Origin of the sequence: Kineothrix sp. MSJ-39 (assembly GCF_018917935.1) — a bacterium.
Taxonomy (GTDB): Bacteria; Bacillota; Clostridia; order Lachnospirales; family Lachnospiraceae; genus CAG-194.
This window is the reverse complement of record NZ_JAHLPN010000025.1, coordinates 1-17,882: the sequence shown is the minus strand read 5'-3', so window position 1 is coordinate 17,882 and position 17,882 is coordinate 1. Positions and strand designations below refer to the sequence as shown.

General features: G+C 45.3%; 11 protein-coding genes and 2 tRNA genes. All 13 read left to right on the top strand.

The features are described from left to right. The first annotated feature begins 83 nt into the window (after window positions 1-83). The 13 genes from KQI22_RS12640 (at window position 84) to KQI22_RS12580 (ending at window position 17,702) form a co-directional block, all read left to right on the top strand. Complete coding sequence (locus tag KQI22_RS12640; RefSeq protein ID WP_216552907.1) at window positions 84-2,138, top strand: SH3 domain-containing protein; 2,055 nt, start codon at window positions 84-86, stop codon at window positions 2,136-2,138. Window positions 2,139-2,178: 40 nt separating this feature from the next. Further along, window positions 2,179-4,068, top strand: coding sequence for a cadherin-like beta sandwich domain-containing protein (locus KQI22_RS12635; RefSeq protein ID WP_216552906.1), 1,890 nt, complete (start codon window positions 2,179-2,181; stop codon window positions 4,066-4,068). Window positions 4,069-4,160: 92 nt separating this feature from the next. After that, window positions 4,161-4,535 carry a GntR family transcriptional regulator gene (locus KQI22_RS12630; RefSeq protein ID WP_216552904.1) on the top strand — a complete coding sequence of 125 codons (375 nt, stop codon included), beginning with the start codon at window positions 4,161-4,163 and terminating at the stop codon, window positions 4,533-4,535. Between the two features lie 2 nt (window positions 4,536-4,537). Beyond that, entirely contained in the window at window positions 4,538-6,985 is a 2,448-nt protein-coding gene (locus tag KQI22_RS12625; protein ID WP_216552902.1) for an ATP-dependent Clp protease ATP-binding subunit, read from the top strand. Window positions 6,986-7,049: 64 nt separating this feature from the next. Next, window positions 7,050-7,463 (top strand): endosialidase, encoded by a 414-nt coding sequence (locus KQI22_RS12620; protein WP_216552900.1) that lies wholly within the window; start codon window positions 7,050-7,052, stop codon window positions 7,461-7,463. A 2-nt stretch (window positions 7,464-7,465) separates the two neighbouring features. Beyond that, window positions 7,466-8,824, top strand: a complete 1,359-nt coding sequence (gene radA / locus KQI22_RS12615; protein ID WP_216552898.1) for a DNA repair protein RadA — start codon at window positions 7,466-7,468, stop codon at window positions 8,822-8,824. Window positions 8,825-9,031: 207 nt separating this feature from the next. Continuing rightward, the gene (locus KQI22_RS12610; RefSeq protein WP_216552896.1) at window positions 9,032-9,943 is read left to right on the top strand and encodes a hypothetical protein; all 912 of its coding nucleotides are present in this window, start codon (window positions 9,032-9,034) and stop codon (window positions 9,941-9,943) included. Window positions 9,944-10,782: 839 nt separating this feature from the next. Beyond that, window positions 10,783-10,855 (top strand) — tRNA-Val (locus KQI22_RS12605). Between the two features lie 8 nt (window positions 10,856-10,863). After that, window positions 10,864-10,937 (top strand) — tRNA-Met (locus KQI22_RS12600). A 267-nt stretch (window positions 10,938-11,204) separates the two neighbouring features. Further along, complete coding sequence (locus tag KQI22_RS12595) at window positions 11,205-13,745, top strand: leucine-rich repeat protein (protein ID WP_216552894.1); 2,541 nt, start codon at window positions 11,205-11,207, stop codon at window positions 13,743-13,745. A 259-nt stretch (window positions 13,746-14,004) separates the two neighbouring features. Further along, window positions 14,005-15,561, top strand: a complete 1,557-nt coding sequence (locus tag KQI22_RS12590; RefSeq protein WP_216552891.1) for an ABC-F family ATP-binding cassette domain-containing protein — start codon at window positions 14,005-14,007, stop codon at window positions 15,559-15,561. Between the two features lie 49 nt (window positions 15,562-15,610). Further along, window positions 15,611-16,150 carry a 2-C-methyl-D-erythritol 2,4-cyclodiphosphate synthase gene (gene ispF / locus KQI22_RS12585; RefSeq protein ID WP_216552889.1) on the top strand — a complete coding sequence of 180 codons (540 nt, stop codon included), beginning with the start codon at window positions 15,611-15,613 and terminating at the stop codon, window positions 16,148-16,150. Window positions 16,151-16,229: 79 nt separating this feature from the next. Further along, a complete protein-coding gene (locus KQI22_RS12580; RefSeq protein WP_216552887.1) occupies window positions 16,230-17,702 on the top strand; it encodes an extracellular solute-binding protein in 1,473 nt (490 codons plus the stop codon). Window positions 17,703-17,882: the final 180 nt, after the last annotated feature.

Genomic DNA, 17,882 nt, shown 5'->3' with positions numbered 1-17,882 from the left:
ACGATTATAGGGGCGGATAGTATGATAAAAAAGAGATATTTTGCAAAAATGGAATGCTTTTTGACAGATAAAGGAATGATAACATGAATCGAAACGGTGTAAAGGGAGAAAAAGGCAGGAAACTGGCCGCTTTTTGGAGCATGACAACACTTTCTGTGACACTTCTGGCAGTGCCTGTCATGGCAAAAGGAACCGGAACGGTAACGGGAACGGGAGTCAATGTCCGAAAGAGCGCAGGTACAGCTGCAGAAAAGGTGACGACTGTTACGGCAGGAGATCAGCTCCGTGTGACCAAGACCATTAAGGACAGCGCAGGGAAAAAGTGGTATAGGGTCACTTTTACGAAGAATGGAACTAACTATACAGGGTACATAATTTCGGATTATGTTAACTATAAAAAGGATGCAAAAGCAGCAGACCAGACAGCAACTGATTCAACGTTAGCAGCACAGACAGACGAATCCACCACCGTATTGGATGTATCCGGTATTGCAAAGGATGCAGCACAGAGTACAACGAATCAGACAAATACGGGAAATGCACAGAATAATGCGGGAACGGCAAATCAGGCGGTAGCAGTAAAGAAAAACGGTACAATCAATGGAAATTATGTCAGGATCCGTAAGAAACCCGTAACTGGGAATGTGGTCTGTCAGCTGATGAAGGATACGGCTATTACGGTAAAAAGCAGTAAAAAAGGATCAGATGGCTATACATGGTATAAGATTTCCTTCAAATACGGAGGAAAGAAAAAAACTGGCTATGTCAGAAGTGATCTGTTGAAGATAAACGAGACGAAGCAGGAGCCGGCGGCAGATCCTGTGCAGCCGACAACAGATCCGACACAGCAAACGACAGCCCCTTCGGATGTCAATAATGCCGGACAGGTAACGCCTCTGACAGATGCGGAGTTTGAAAGTTATCTGACCATGCAGGGCTTCCCGGAAAGCTACAAGCAGCCACTCCGACAACTGCATACAGCGCATCCGGAGTGGACATTTAAGGCAGTCCAGACAAATCTGGCATGGAATGATGTTGTGGCAGCGGAAAGTGCGGTTGGCAAAAACCTGGTCAGCAAAAATGCGATCGTTTCCTGGAAATCTCTGGAAAATACTGCATATAATCGAAAGAAGAATACATGGTACGGTTTCGACGGCGGCAGCTGGGTGGCAGCTTCCACTGCACTGGTACAGTATTATCTGGATCCAAGAAATTTTCTGGGAGAGACTTCGGTATTTCAGTTTGAATCACTGGAATATGAAGCCTATCAGAATGCAGAAGGGATCAAGGCACTGCTGGCAGGTTCTTTTATGAGCGGGGATTATACAGAAACGGATGGTTCTGTGTGCAGTTATGCGGATACATTTCTTGAGATCGGGCAGCAGGTAGGTGTCAGCCCGTATCATCTGGCAGCCAGATGTTATCAGGAACAGGGAAAAGGAAAGAGTGACAGCATCAAAGGAACCGTAGACGGTCTTGAAAACATATTTAACTATTATAATATCGGTGCTTATGCATCCGGCGGCAATTCCCCGACAAAGCAGGGATTGATCTATGCATCCGGGCAGACAAGTGGTGCCAATAATTATGAACGTCCATGGAATACAAGATATAAGTCACTTCTGGGCGGTGCAGAGTATGTTGCGCAGAAATATGTGAAGGTAGGACAAAATACATTATATTTCCAGAAATTTAATGTGGTAAATACAAAGAATGGTCTGTATAAGCACCAGTACATGACGAATGTGCAGGCAGCAGCAAGTGAGGCACAGAAAATGAGCAAGGCATGTCAGACAGGCGACCAGCTTGTATTTTATATTCCGGTATATACGGAAATGCCTGAAACAGCCTGCATAAGACCGACAGATAACAATAATCCGAATAACTATCTGGCAACACTTGCTGTAACGGATCAGGAACTGACACCGGTATTTGATCCGGAAACAGAATCTTATGATCTGACTGTTAAGAAGAAGGTGAAAACGGCAGAGATCACAGCAACGGCTGTAGCATCAACTTCTGTGATCAGCGGAACAGGTACATACGATCTGGAGCGCGGTGATAATGTATTTACGGTCACCTGCACAGCGCAGACGGGAGAAGTCAAAACGTATACGATCCATATAACGAGAAAATAAACTGGAAAAGAAAAGCAAAACGAGAAGGGAAGCGGACTATATGAGACAAAAACTGGGGAGAATCTTATTAAGTATGACGGCTTTGGCTGCGGCATTTGTGTTTTCGCCGGCAGATATTTATGCAGCAGGCTCTGTCAGCGTAACAGCTGATAAAACAGATGTGGGTGTATCGGACACAATTACAGTTTATGTAAAAACATCAGAACCGGAGGATCCGTCTGTGGCACCGGAGATCTCGATCACATATGATGCAGATAAGCTCGAGGTAACAGACTGTAATGTTGCCTACGGTGGGGGCGGTGGATTACTGACGATCACCGGAACGGATGCACAGATCACAATGAAAGCTCTGGCAGCAGGCAATGCAGCCATCAGTGCAGAAGCAATCATAGATGATGATGGAAATAATCCTGCAACAGGCAGTACCAGCGTTGTGGTTGGCGGCAATACAGCGGCGAACCTTTCCTCCGATGCAACGCTCAGAGCCCTTACGGTAAGTCCGGGCTCACTGTCGCCGGCTTTTACACCGCAGGGAACGGAATATACGATAGAAGTGGATGACTCTGTAACAGACATTACAGTCAGCGGTGGTGTGACGGATGAAAAAGCACAGATCACTGCGGCAAGTGGTTTTAAGAACCTGAAATCAGGTACAAATGAGGCAGTCATTACCGTAACGGCGGAAGACGGCTCCACCATGACCTATCATTTTACGATCACGCGCGGCGGCGCAGCGGCAGATGAAACAGAGGCCGAAGAAGCAGAACCGGAACAGGTGCAGCCGGCAGCTACGACTGGGGGACTTACCTTTACGGCAGATGGTGCGGAATATACGATCAGTGAGACTGTTTCAGACGAACAGCTTCCGACAGACTGTAGTAAAACAGAGGTTTCTTACGGCGGACAGACTGTGGAAGGTGCAATCTGGCAGCCGGGCGGGTTGACCCTTTTATATGCACAGATGGCAGACGGAGAAGGCAGCTTCTTTATCTATGACAGTACGAAAAACAGTTTTCAGATCTTTGTGCAGATCATGGGGATCGAAAATCATTATATTGTACCGGTAGCTTCGCAGGAATCCGTTCCGGACGGATTTACGGAAGAAAATCTGCAGTGGAACAATTCGTATCTGCCGGCGTATCAGACGACAAAAGGCGATCCGGATCTGACGGATGCATTTTATCTGCTTTACGCTTATAACAATGAAGGAAATGCAGGCTTTTATCTGTACGATGTGGTAGAAGGCAGCTTTCAGCGTTATTTCGCACTACAGGAAGCAGCTGCTGCGACGGAGCAGATGGGACAGAAGCCGATCCTGATCATCGGAACCCTTGCCTTTTTACTTGTCTGTGCCATTGTCGTGATCATCAACCTGATCCTGCATAACCGGGATCTGAAGCTGGATATGGAAGAGGAAGCCTTATACGGAGACGAGGAAGAAGAGAAGAAAGCAGAAGTAAAACAGTCAAAGAAGGATACAGCAAAGAAACCGGAAGAGAAAGTGGAGAAACAGGCTGTAAAGAAAACGGAGGAAAAAGCGGCAAAGCAGACTGCGAAGAAGCCTGAAACAAAACCGGAGAAACAGGCAGCAAAGAAGGTAGCAGAGAAACCGGCAGCAGAAAAGCCGGAAAAACAAGCTGTAAAGAAAGCAAAAGAAAAACCGGTGCAGCAGACAGAAAAGACAGTTGCAAAACAGGTAAAACCGGAGGCAAAGAAGGAACCGGTTGTGAAAAAAGAAGTAACACCAAACGGTGTGACCTATACAACGGGGCAGATCCCGATCACGGTCGTTCAGCCGCCGAAGCCGGCAAAGCGCAGTCAGGTACCGATCTATACGCTGGAAAGAGAACCTGTACCGCTGACAAGAGAAGCACCGGCAGATCAGCTGGATGATGATTTTGAGTTTGAATTTATTGACATTGATTCTTAAAAGTCTGGGTTGAATAGCTTTAATGGGTATGTTAGTATGGTTGACAAACTGTGAATACTGTTATAGACTGGATATAACAGAAGGTGATACACATGATAATAGAAATTGATTTTAACAGTGACGAAGCGCTGTATATGCAGCTTCGGAATCAGATCATATTGGGCATTGCGACGTCCCAGTATCAGGAAGGTGAGGCGCTTCCGAGCGTCCGGTCTTTAGCGGATACGATTGGCATCAATATGCACACGGTCAACAAGGCATATTCTGTTTTAAAGCAGGAGGGCTTTGTCAAGGTTGACAGAAGGCGTGGCGTTGTGATCGCAGTTGATATTGATAAACTGCAGGCAATGGAGCAGATCCAGAAAGATCTGCGGGTGCTTCTGGCACAGGCAAGCTGTAAGAATATTTCGCGTGAAGAAATTCACGATATGATCGATACCATATATAATGAATATGGAGGAAAATAAAAATGGATTATACCGCTAAGGCAAAAACTGCTCTTGGACTTGCCGCATCTGCAGCAAGATCCATGGGTCAGAACTATATCGGGACTGAGCATATTTTACTGGGACTGATCAGACAGCAGACAGGAATGGCGGCGCAGGCATTGTTGGTAAATGGCGTAGATGAGACAAAGCTTGTAGATCTGATCATGGAGCTGATCGCACCGACCGGTCATCTGGATCTGAAAGAGCGGGAAGGCTATTCCCCGCGTGCCCAGCAGGTGATCGGACTGGCATTTCAGATCGCGGAGCAGTATCATGCTTCCGCTGTCGGGACTGAGCATATCCTGATGGCACTGATCCGGGAGGGCAGCAATGTAGCAGTCCGTATTTTAAGTACCATGGGCGTATCCCTGCAGAAGCTTTATATCGATCTGCTTGTTTCCATGGGAGAAGACGGCAATCTGTATAAAGAAGATCTGCGTCAGCAGAAGCAGAAAACAAAAGTGCTGGAGCAGTACAGCCGTGATATGACGAAGCTGGCAGCAGAAGGCAGGCTGGATCCTGTGATCGGCAGAGATCAGGAGATCCTCAGACTGGTACAGATCCTTTCCAGACGGACAAAGAACAATCCGTGTCTGATCGGTGAGCCGGGTGTCGGCAAAACAGCGATCGTAGAAGGTCTGGCACAGCGTATCGTGCAGGGCGAAGTACCGGATACCGTGAAAAACAAGCGTGTCATGACACTGGATCTTTCCGGAATGGTGGCAGGCAGCAAATACAGAGGCGAATTTGAGGAACGTATCAAAAAGGTCATCAAAGAAGTGATCGATGACGGCAATATCATCCTTTTTCTGGATGAGATCCACACGATCATCGGTGCAGGCGGAGCGGAAGGCGCGATCGATGCATCCAATATCTTGAAGCCGTCGCTGGCAAGAGGTGAGCTGCAGCTGATCGGAGCCACGACGATCGAGGAATACCGCAAATATATTGAAAAGGATGCTGCATTGGAGCGTCGTTTCCAGACGATCATGGTAGAGGAGCCTTCTATAACGGAGGCTGTCCGTATCGTGATGGGCATCAAGCATAAATACGAAGAGCATCATCATGTAACGATCACACCGGAGGCAGTGGAAACTGCGGTGAAATTATCAGACCGTTATATCAATGACCGCAATCTGCCGGATAAGGCGATCGATCTGATCGATGAGGCAGCAGCAGCTCTGCGTCTGCAGGGGCTGAAAATACCGGAAACCTGTATCAGACTGCAGGAGCAGATCGATGAACTGGATGTACAGATCGAGCGTTCCCTGAAGTTTGATGATCTGGTAGAAGCGCATAAGGAACGTATGGAGCAGGAGAAGCTCATCAAAAAGCATACGCAGGCAATGCAGCGGTATGAGAAGAAGATGGAAGCAAAGAATAATCTCGTCACAGAGGATGAGATCGCGGCTGTGGTAGCCCAGTGGACAAAGATCCCGCTGAAAAAGCTGGAAGAGAAGGAAAGTGAGCGGCTTCTGAAGCTGGAAAAGATCCTGCATAAGCGTGTGATCGGACAGTCAGAAGCAGTAGAGGCTGTTGCACGTGCAATGCGCCGGGGCAGAGTCGGTTTACAGGATCCGAAGAGACCGATCGGTTCCTTCCTGTTTTTAGGCCCTACCGGTGTCGGTAAGACAGAGCTTTCCAAAGCACTTGCAGAGGCAATGTTCGGTTCGGAAAATGATCTGATCCGTGTAGATATGTCGGAATATATGGAGCCGCATTCTGTTGCAAAGATGATCGGTTCACCGCCGGGCTATGTCGGACATGACGATGGCGGACAGCTGAGTGAGAAGATCAGGCGGAATCCGTACAGCGTTGTCTTATTTGATGAAATTGAGAAAGCACATCCTGATGTATTTAATATTTTGCTGCAGGTACTGGATGACGGACATATCACCGATTCCAAGGGACGCAAGGTCAGCTTTAAAAATGCCATTATCATCATGACAAGTAATGCGGGTGCTTCCCGTATCGTGGATCCGAAGAACCTCGGTTTTGCCACAAAGACGACCGAGCAGCAGGATTACCAGCGTATGAAAAACGGCGTTATGGAAGAAGTGAAGAGACTGTTCAAGCCGGAGTTTATCAACCGTATTGATGAGATCATGGTATTCCATCCGCTGAATAAGACAGAACTCAGGGAAATCGTGACACTGCTTTCCGCAAATCTGATCAAGCGATGCGACCAGCAGATGGGCATCACACTTTCCATCAGCCAGACGCTCAAGAATCATCTGGTTGAAAAATACTGTGATGTGAAGATGGGCGCAAGACCTTTGAAGCGTGCGATCCAGACTGTCATAGAGGATCCGCTGGCAGAAGAAATCCTGCAGGGCAAGATCAAACAGGGGGATCATATCCTCGCTACGATACACAAAGAAAAAGTGGTATTTAAGCAAAAGCAAAACGCAAAAGAACTGGATTTATAAAGGCAAATGGTTTATACTGTTTACACAAAGTACTGCAAGACAATATTCGGGAGGACAAAAGAAAATGGCAGTGGTAAAAGAATTAATCCGTGAAGAATCAGACGGCAGCATCAGCTTCGGAAATTATACATTAGCACAGAAGGCAAAGCTGGAAGATTTTGAACATGCAGGAGATCTGTATAAGGTCAAAACATTCTCAACAATGACAAAACTGGAGAAAAACGGTCTGTTTTTATACGAATCCGTTCCGGGCACAAGTGTCAGTCACTTTCAGGAGACAGCAAACGGCGTATCATTTGAAGTAGAAGGTTCAGATGATGCACAGCTGATCATCGGACTTTGCGATGACACACAGTACGAAGTATTTGTAGCAGGCAAGAGTGCAGGCAAGATGAATACAGGTCTTGGCGGCAAGCTGAATGTCAGCGTGGAACTTGCCGGAATGGGTGAAGTTAATGTAAAGGTGGTAGAAGCGTAAGCATGGCAAAAATGAAATCGGCTACGGTTTATTTCTGTCAGAATTGCGGCTATGAATCTTCCAAATGGATGGGACAATGTCCCGGTTGTCGGGAGTGGAATACGCTTGTCGAAGAGGTTGTAACAAAGACTGCGGGCACTAAGGCAGTGCACATGGTACAGCCGACGAGCCTGAATGATATTTCCATGGAAGAGGAAGATAAGTTTTTAACGCATATGAGTGAGCTTGACCGGGTGCTCGGTGGTGGTATCGTGCCCGGGCAGCTTACATTGGTTGGTGGAGATCCCGGTATCGGGAAATCCACCATTCTTTTACAAATGTGTCAGAATCTTGCAGCAGACGGCAGAAAAATATTATACATATCGGGAGAGGAATCTCTCAAGCAGATCAAGATGCGGGCAATGCGGATCGGAGAATTTACGGATCAGCTAAGGCTCCTGTGTGAAACAGATCTGGATACGGTGGAAGCGGTGATAAAGCAGGAAAAACCGGACATTGTCGTGATCGACTCCATTCAGACGATGTATGCGGAACGTGTGACTTCTGCACCGGGCAGTGTGTCACAGGTCAGAGAGGCAACGGCTGTTTTTCTGCGCCTTGCCAAGAGTATGCCTGTTGCAACCTTTATTGTCGGGCATGTGACAAAGGAAGGTACGGTGGCGGGACCGCGTGTGCTGGAGCATATGGTAGATACGGTCTTGTATTTTGAGGGGGACAGACATGCATCCTACCGGATTTTACGGGGCGTGAAAAATCGTTTTGGTTCCACGGATGAGATCGGTGTTTTTGAAATGCGCAAGGAAGGACTTTGCGAAGTGAAAAATCCTTCGGCTTATCTGCTGAACGGCAGACCGAAAAATGCAAGCGGTTCTGTAGTTGCCTGTGCCATGGAGGGCACCAGACCGATGCTGATCGAGATTCAGGCACTTGTCTGTGACTCCAATTTCAATATTCCGCGCCGCCAGACAACGGGGGCGGATTTTAACAGAGTCAATCTCCTGATGGCAGTACTGGAAAAACGACTGGGACTCCGCATGAGACAGACCGATGCCTACGTCAATCTTGCCGGTGGTATGCGGCTTTTGGAGCCTGCACTGGATCTGGGCATTGTGATGGCACTGGTATCCAGCTTTAAAAATAAAGTTATTTCCGACCATACAGTGATCTTTGGCGAGGTCGGGCTTTCCGGGGAAGTGCGTGCGGTCAACATGGCACAGCAGCGTGTGCTGGAAGCGCAGAAGCTCGGATTTACGAAATGTATCCTGCCGCTTGCCAATCTGGACGGTATGTCAGATGTACCGGATGGCATGCAGATTGTTGGTGTTTCCAATGTGGCAGAAGCAATAAATGAGCTGATTTGACTTATTTCATCAAAATATTTTAATAATTTGCGCAATATAATTGTAGAAATAACTCTAAATACATCATATAATACAATCAGTCTAAGACATTAGACGTGCTAATTAGCAATTTCCGGAAGAATTCCCCTTTTACACAAACAGGAGGCCTGGCGACTTTGTCGCTGGGTCTTTTGTTTTGCAGGAAAATGATGTAGGGAGGACATAGAGATGGATTTGTCTCAAAAACAAATAGCATATTATCATTTACCGGGACTGTTTGAATTTTATGAATTATATCGTGTCTTTCTGCCGCTGTTTCGAGAGCATAGGGAATATTTTTATGACTGGTGCAGGATCGGTTCTGTCTATGGAGCTCCGGCGGACTGTCTCTGGGGCGGCGGTCGTACATCCTATGGAGAGCAGGATCCGAAAGATGTGCTGGCACTGATGCAGGAATATGATATTTCTGCCCGCCTGACCTTCAGCAATTCCCTGCTGCAAGAGGAGCACCTGTCGGATCACAGATGCAATACACTCTGCCGGCTGTTTGCAGAAAACAGAAGCGTGCATAATGGGATTATCATTTATTCCGATTTGTTGTTGCACTATTTACAAGAGCAATATCCGGGCTTCTATTTTGTGTCTTCCACGACTAAGGTTCTGACTGATTTTCGGGAACTTCTGCAGGAAGTAAACAGAGAAGAATTCCGGTATGTTGTGCCGGATTTCCGCCTGAATAAGCGCTTTTGTCAGTGGCATACGCTGACAGAAGCGCAAAAGGATAAGATAGAATTTCTGTGCAATGAATGCTGCTGGTTTGGCTGCAAAGATCGCAAAAGCTGTTATGAGACTGTCAGCCGGAAGAATCTGGGAGAAGACACACCTGATTATCCATGTGCTTCACCGGATGCAGCGGAGGGGTATCGATTTTCAAAGGCGATGGAAAATCCCGGCTTCATCGGTATTGACGATATTCGGAATGTTTATCTGCCGATGGGATTTTCCAATTTCAAGATCGAGGGGCGTGGACTTGGCAGTGCTATGCTGCTGGAATTCTTGCTATACTATATGACAAAGCCGGAATACCAGCTGAAAGTGCGGGAAGCTGTTTACCTGGACGCTATGCTGGATCTGTTTTGAGAGTGGATTTTCCGAGCCGGTATGTGATATGTTTGAAACTGATTTTTTGAGTCGGTATGGATATGTTTTAAAAATTGTTTTATAAGTTTGTAAGAGACTTACATTGAAAATCGATTTCCTGAGATTATGTGGTATTTTGGGGTTGTGAAGACGCTGTGTTTGGCAGGCAGAGTGTTGGTTTCGACCAAATGAATGATGATTATGAAAATGGACGAATGATATTTGCCGGATTTGGAGAAGTTCGCCCTAAACCTCAAAAAATGCCGTAAAAGTATGAATGTTATCGGAAAGATAAAAGTAGGTTTATACTAATTTGTAAATTTGTTTGAAAAAGGATGAAAACCAAGCAACAGAGCTCGTCTAAAATACAAAATTTTGCAATAAAGTATGAATTGACAAAATGCGTAATAAAAAGAATTCGTCCGAAATCAATGATTTTTACAGAAAAGTATGAATAGTTGATTTTTACAGAAATAGCATTCATACAAAACCGGAAAATAATGTGTAAGAGTATGAAAATCCTACGTGAGTAGCACAATAAGGATTGCTTAAGATGAAACGTGAAAGTATCAATTTATGTTGATAGGACGTAAGAAAGAATATCTCAGAAATAAAGTGCAAATAGTATGAAAAGCAAATACACGAATTGCAGATAAAAGGTAACTATCATAAAAGACAGATACCACAAAAGCAAGTGAAATCGTAACAGAAAAGAGCGAAAAAATAACCGATAACCGCTGCGTGAAAAATAAAATGAAAAAATTAAAAAAAGTCGTTGACAAGTTACCTGATTTAATAGTATACTAGCAAAGCGGGTTGAGAAATACCCGCAAAGTTATGGGATCTTAGCTCAGCTGGGAGAGCATCTGCCTTACAAGCAGAGGGTCATAGGTTCGAGCCCTATAGGTCCCATATATCCTGGCGAGATAGCTCAGTTGGCTAGAGCATACGGTTCATACCCGTAGTGTCGAGGGTTCGAATCCCCCTCTCGCTACTAAAAAGAATCCGAGAGGGTTCTTTTTTGTTGTCCAAATATAGAATAGGAAAGAACCCGAGACGCTACGGAGTAGTGGAGAGGGCGCACGAGGTCCGGTGGACCTCGGCTATGCGCGGACCGGAGCGGAGCGGAGACCGAATCCCCCTCTCGCTACTAAAAAGAATCCGAAAGGGTTCTTTTTTTGTGCCTTTTTTCGGCTTTTGCTTGTGTTTAAAATTCCGGGATGATAACATAAGATTAGGAAGGATTTATGGAGGGCAAAAGATGAAAAAGAAGCGTTTTGCAGGAGTTGGAATTATAGTACTGTTTTGTATTTGCGTGCTGTGTGGAAAGACGGCATTTGCGAATCCGCTTGCAATAGAAGAACAAGTTACAGTTCATTTGACTGCGCAGGAAGAAAAAGAAGCGGAGCAGAATGGTAAAGCGGCTTTACAGGCACTCGGGCAGTCCGGAATCAATCTGGACAGTGATGGATTTACAGGTTCCGAAACACTGGATAAGGATAACATTGTAACAAATGAGTTGTCATCGGCACCATATAGTGCTACATTGTCAACCAGTAATAATTTGGTTATGGCAAAGGTGTATTACGAGCAGTATGGAAGTGGCGATAAAGTTTTGTTTCAGGCATTTAAACAGTCTGGAGACAGTTGGGTAAAACTGGAAAACACAAGTAGCTTGACAACTTATAATGCGAGCCATATTGCAATCTGCAGCATAGATATGTCAGGTTGTGAAAATGGAACCTATTTGATCAGATATTATAAACCAGACCCGGCATCGGGTCCTAATAAGTATATCAGCTTTGCATCCTACGTGGTAACTAAAACAGCATCCGGTTGTAGTTTAAAAGCACCGGCGGGAGAACATGAGTTTTACTATTATAAGAATCTGGCAAATACTCTTGATCCGGCTCTGTATGATGAAATACCGGAGAAATATTACACGGCGGATACGGGAAACTATTATTATGTGGGAGACCGCATGGATGCAATCAAGCAGCAGGCAGTGAGCCTGACAAGTGGATGTACAACGGATGAGCAGAAGGTAAAAGTAATCCATGACTGGATCTGTGAGCAGATCGCATATGATTATGAATATTTATATTCCGGTACAAAATCCTATAAGCTGACTGCAGCACCTTATTATGTTTATGCTTCCAAAACCGGTGTCTGTGCGGGATACTCCCGGTTGAATCAGGTTATGCTTACATCACTTGGTATTCCTTGTATTGATATTATGGGATACAGTGATTCACCACTATCGGATAGTTACAGTCCATCCATAAATCATGAATGGAATATGGCTTACTTTGGTGGGGAATGGCATCTGCTGGATCTGACTTGGGACAGTCAGAACCGCTATTATGGTACTTCCGGAAAAGGCGATGACGTGTTAAACCAGAGCCCCGGATATACTTATTATGGGATCAGACCTTATATATTCGGCGTATCCCATCATTCCACAAATGATGATAAAGATAAGCAGTACCATGTAGAAAGTATTCAGATTATTAGTAATAATTCCAAAACAAAATTCAATGTGAATGATACATTTTCTTGCAGCCTGAGCCTGAAAGTAACATTGAGTGATGGCAGTACAAAGACTGTGACAAGTCAGAGTATGATCAGCTGCAACGGCTATGACATGAGCAAATCCGGCAGACAGACTGTCACGGTATCTTACGGCGGCAAAAGCACAAGTTATACGATTATGGTCGGAACAGCGGAGGCGTGTAAGCATACGCTTACAACATGGGAGACTGTAAAGCAGGCAAATTGTTATGTGGCAGGTCTTCGCAGGCAGGTCTGCGAGAGCTGTGGCGAAGAGATCAGTAAAGAGCCGATTCCGGCAACAGGCAATCATGGCTACGGCGCGTGGAAAGAAACAAAAGCACCGGACTGTATCACAAAAGGGGAAGAAAAGCGGTACTGTCAGACAGAAGGATGTGTTGCATATGAGAGCAGAGAAATAGCAGCAACGGGAATACACAGCTACGGAGCATGGACAGTCGTAAAACAGGCGACATATGATGCTGTTGGAGAAGAAAGGCAATACTGCCGGACAACCGGCTGCAGTGCATACGAAAGCCGCGATATTGAAAAATTAAAGAAAACAGAATCAGAAGACCAGAAAAAAGATGACCAGAAAGATGACCAGAAGAAGGACGATCAGAAGAAGGACGATCAGAAGCAGGATACCGGTGATACAGGTAATCTGAATAACGGCGGCAATAACAATACCGGCGCAGGCAATTCAGATAATAAAGATGACAGCAGCGTGAAAAATCCGGGCATTGTGGAAGATGACGACTGGGATGATAACGGTGATGTGGATGATGACTGGGACGATGATGATTATGAGACGGAAATCACAGGAGTTGTTAAAGTAGGAAAAGTATCATGTGTTGTAACTTTTAACACCGAAGAAAGAACAGCGGTTGTGACACAGGTCACGAAGAAATCCCTGACAAGTGTAATGGTTCCTGACACGGTAACGTATGGTGGCAAACCGTATAAAGTGACGGAAATCTCAGACAGGGCATTTTATAACTGTAAGAAATTAAAATCAGTGACCATCGGCAAAAATATAAAGAAGATTGGAAGCAAAGCATTTTATAATTGTAAGAATTTAAAGAAGATTACTGTAAAGACTAAGAAACTTACAACAAAATCCGTTGGGACCAGGGCTTTCGGTAACACGTATAAAAAAGTAACAGTAAAGGTACCGGCTTCCAAGTATAAAACATATAAAAAATTGTTTGTAAAAAAGGGTATCAACAAAAAAGCAAAATTCAGGAAGTAAATAAGGGGCAGGCGCCGGAGGCGCCTGCCAAATAAAGAGGGGAGTATGAGATAAAACGTGCAATGCACGTGTTGTTGTTTGGCGAAGCTAATCACAAGCTGAAATTCTTCATATCGTCATTAACTTCTTTTGATGGTTCTAATCATAAAAGATAAATGTGAACAGAGTATGGGTAATTTCTAAGGAATTTATAAAATAAAGAAAGATTTCCTAAACAAAATGGAAAGAAATAGAAAAACGGACAGGAGTAGAATCATTCATGATATTAGATGTATCCAATTTGAGCCATGGTTTTGGGGACAGGGCAATTTTTAATAACGTATCTTTCCGCCTGTTAAAGGGCGAGCATATCGGACTTGTCGGAGCAAACGGAGAAGGCAAGTCTACTTTTATGAACATTGTGACAGGTAAACTGCAGCCGGATGAAGGCAGCGTGGAATGGGCAAAAAATGTCAGAGTCGGTTATCTGGATCAGCATACCGTGCTGGAAAAAGGCATGACGATGCGCGACGTGTTAAAATCGGCATATTCCTTTTTGTTTGAGATGGAAGCAAGGATCACGGAGATCTGCGATCTGCTCGCAGAGGCAGACGAGATACAGATGGCAGAGCTTCTGGAAGAAATGGGAACACTGCAGGATCTTCTGGACAGCCATGATTTTTATGTGATCGACAGTAAGATTGAAGAAGTGGCAAGAGCATTTGACCTGTTGCAGCTTGATCTGGACAGAGATGTAACAGATCTTTCCGGTGGACAGCGTACGAAGCTCCTTTTGGCAAAGCTTCTTTTGGAAAAACCGGATATCCTCCTTTTGGACGAGCCGACCAATTATCTGGATGCAAATCATATCGTATGGCTGAAACGCTATCTGCAGGAATACGAAAATGCATTTATTCTGATCTCACATGATATCCCGTTCTTAAATGATGTGGTTAATCTGATCTATCATATGGAAAATCAGGAGCTGAACCGCTATGTCGGCAACTATGACAAGTTTCTGGAAGTATATGAAATGAAGAAGATGCAGTTAGAGGCAGCCTATAAAAAGCAGCAGAAGGAGATTGCGGATCTGAAAGACTTTGTGGCAAGGAACAAGGCAAATGTGGCAACACGAAATATGGCAATGTCCCGGCAGAAGAAGCTCGACAAAATGGATGTGATCGAGCTGGCAAGAGAAAAGCCGAAGCCGGAATTTCATTTTAAGGAAGCAAGAACGCCGGGCAGAGTTCTGTTTGAAACAACCGATCTGGTGATCGGCTATGATAAGGCACAGCCGCTGTCTAAACCGATCAATCTGCGCATGGAGCGCGGCGAAAAGATCGCGGTTATCGGAACAAATGGAATCGGAAAGACGACATTCCTGAAAAGTGTGCTGGGATTGCTCCCTTCTTTAGAGGGAACAGTCGTGCAGGGAGATTATCTGGAGATCGGATATTTTGAGCAGGAAGTCACACCGGGTAACCAGTCCTGTATCGAGGAAATCTGGGATACTTTTCCCGGCTATACACAGTATGAAGTCCGTAGTGCGCTGGCAAAGTGTGGGTTGACGACAAAGCACATTGAAAGTAAAGTGAAAGTACTAAGTGGTGGTGAGCAGGCAAAAGTTAGATTATGTAAACTGATAAACCGGGAAACCAATCTGCTTCTTCTGGACGAGCCGACCAATCATCTGGATGTGGATGCCAAGGAAGAACTGAAGCGTGCACTTTCGGAATATAAGGGCTCTGTACTGCTTGTCTGCCATGAGCCTGAGTTTTATGACGGACTGGCAGATAAGATCTGGAATCTGGAGGAATATTCTAAACTGATTCATTAACCGCATAAATCTGTCACAGTGGCAGGCAAAAGTCAATAGGAGGTAATATATGAGAATTGGAATGGGCTATGACGTACACCGTCTGGCGGATAATAGAAAAATGATCATCGGTGGGGTGGAAATCCCGTATGAGAAAGGGCTTTTAGGACATTCGGATGCAGATGTCCTGCTGCACGCCATTATGGATGCATTGCTCGGTGCAGCTGCACTTGGTGATATCGGGAAGCATTTCCCGGACACGGATCCGGCGTATGAAGGTATTTCCAGTATGAAGCTGTTGGAAAAGGTCGGACAACTTCTGGAGGATAACAGGTATGTGATCGAAAATATCGATGCAACGATCATTGCACAGAAGCCGAAAATGCGGCCGTATATCGATACCATGCGGGAAAATATCGCAGGGGCACTTGGGATCGAGCTGTCTCAGGTTAATGTAAAAGCGACGACAGAGGAGGGACTGGGTTTTACAGGTGCCATGGAAGGGATCAGTTCACAGGCGATCTGTATGCTGCAGCGTCCGGCAGAGCGGTATGAACAGCAGGCAGTTTATAGTGGCTGCAGTGGTTGCAGCGGCTGCCCAAGGCAGTAATGGATGGATTTTATTAGCAACCGGATATTGATTCCATGAAGAATAGGATCACAAGAGATAAGAAAGGGAGTATGAAGGGATGAAGAAAAAAGTAGTTCTGGCACTTATGATGATGACAATGGCGGCTGCCTGTCTGACCGGATGCGGAAAAGATGGAAAGACCGTAAAGCTTGACCCGGAAAATCCGGTTTCACTTACTGTATGGCATTATTACAATGGTGCACAGCAGGCAAACTTTGATGAGCTTGCGGAAGAGTTTAATGCAACGGTCGGAAAAGAAGAGGGAATTTACGTGGAGGGCTACAGCCAGGGATCCGTGTCGGATCTGGAACAGGCAATCAGCAGTTCTCTGGCGGGAGAGGTCGGAGCAGGGGATCTGCCCGATATATTTTCTTCTTATGCAGACACTGCCTACAATGCACAACAGGAGGGCAGGCTGGTTGATCTGACAGAGTATTTTTCGGCAGATGAGATCGGAGAATATGTAGATTCCTATGTGGAAGAAGGTAATTTTAACGAAGATGGCGCACTGTATCTTCTCCCCGTTGCCAAATCAACAGAGATCACGATCATGAACAAAACAGACTGGGAACCGTTTGCGCAGACAACAGGAACAACGACAGATGAGCTTTCCACGGTAGAAGGGATCACAGAGGTGGCACAGCGCTATTACGAGTGGACAGACAGTCTTACGCCGGATATTCCGGATGACGGAAAAGCCTTTTACGGACGTGATGCCATGGCAAATTATATGATCATCGGCATGAAACAGATGGGACAGGAGCTTTTTGAAGTCAAAGACGGTAAGATGGTATTACATACCGACCGGGATCTGCTCCGCAGACTCTGGGAGAATTATTATGTACCGTATGTCAAAGGGTATTTCGGTGCCTATGGCAAGTTCCGTTCCGACGATGTCAAGACAGGAGATATCCTGGCATATACAGGATCTACCTCTTCCGTACTTTATTTCCCGGATCGTGTGGAAACAGAGGATAACAGCTATCCGATCGAATTTGTGATGCTGCCGTCTCCTGTGATGGAAGGCGGAGAAAACTACAGAGTACAGCAGGGTGCGGGCATGGCAATCACAAAATCGGACGAGATACATGAATATGCGGCAAGTCTGTTTCTGAAATGGTTTACCGAAAGAAATCAGAATCTGCGGTTTATCAGAGATTCCGGTTATATGCCGGTGAAAAAAGAAGCCAACAGCATGGAAGTACTTGATGAGGTGCTTGAGGATAACAAGATAGAGATGAATGAAAAGGCATACAGCTGCCTGTCTACCGTTATGCAGGAATACGATCACACACGGTATTATACGACGAAGAATTTTGAAAACGGATATCAGATGAGAAACATCGTTGACAGCAGCCTTTCAGACAGGGCAGAGGCTGATAAGGCAGCGATCGATGAAGCTGTGGCAGCAGGTGCGGACAGAAAGAGTGAAGTAGAAAAATATACGGCAGAGGATTCTTTTGACAGCTGGTATGATACGTTTTGTACATCTCTTGAGCAGATGGCAGGGCAGGAACCGGCAGAAGAGTAACAGATGAAATACACAGGCAGACAGGTGGATCACGGCGTGAAGAAAAAGAAAGACTTACTTAGAGTCTGTGAAAGTTTTTCTGTAAATAGGATTTTAAGGTCTTCTATGATAAAATATAAAATCATAGGAGGCCTTATTTTATGGCAAGACAAAAGAAACCAGTACACAAAGTACAAATGA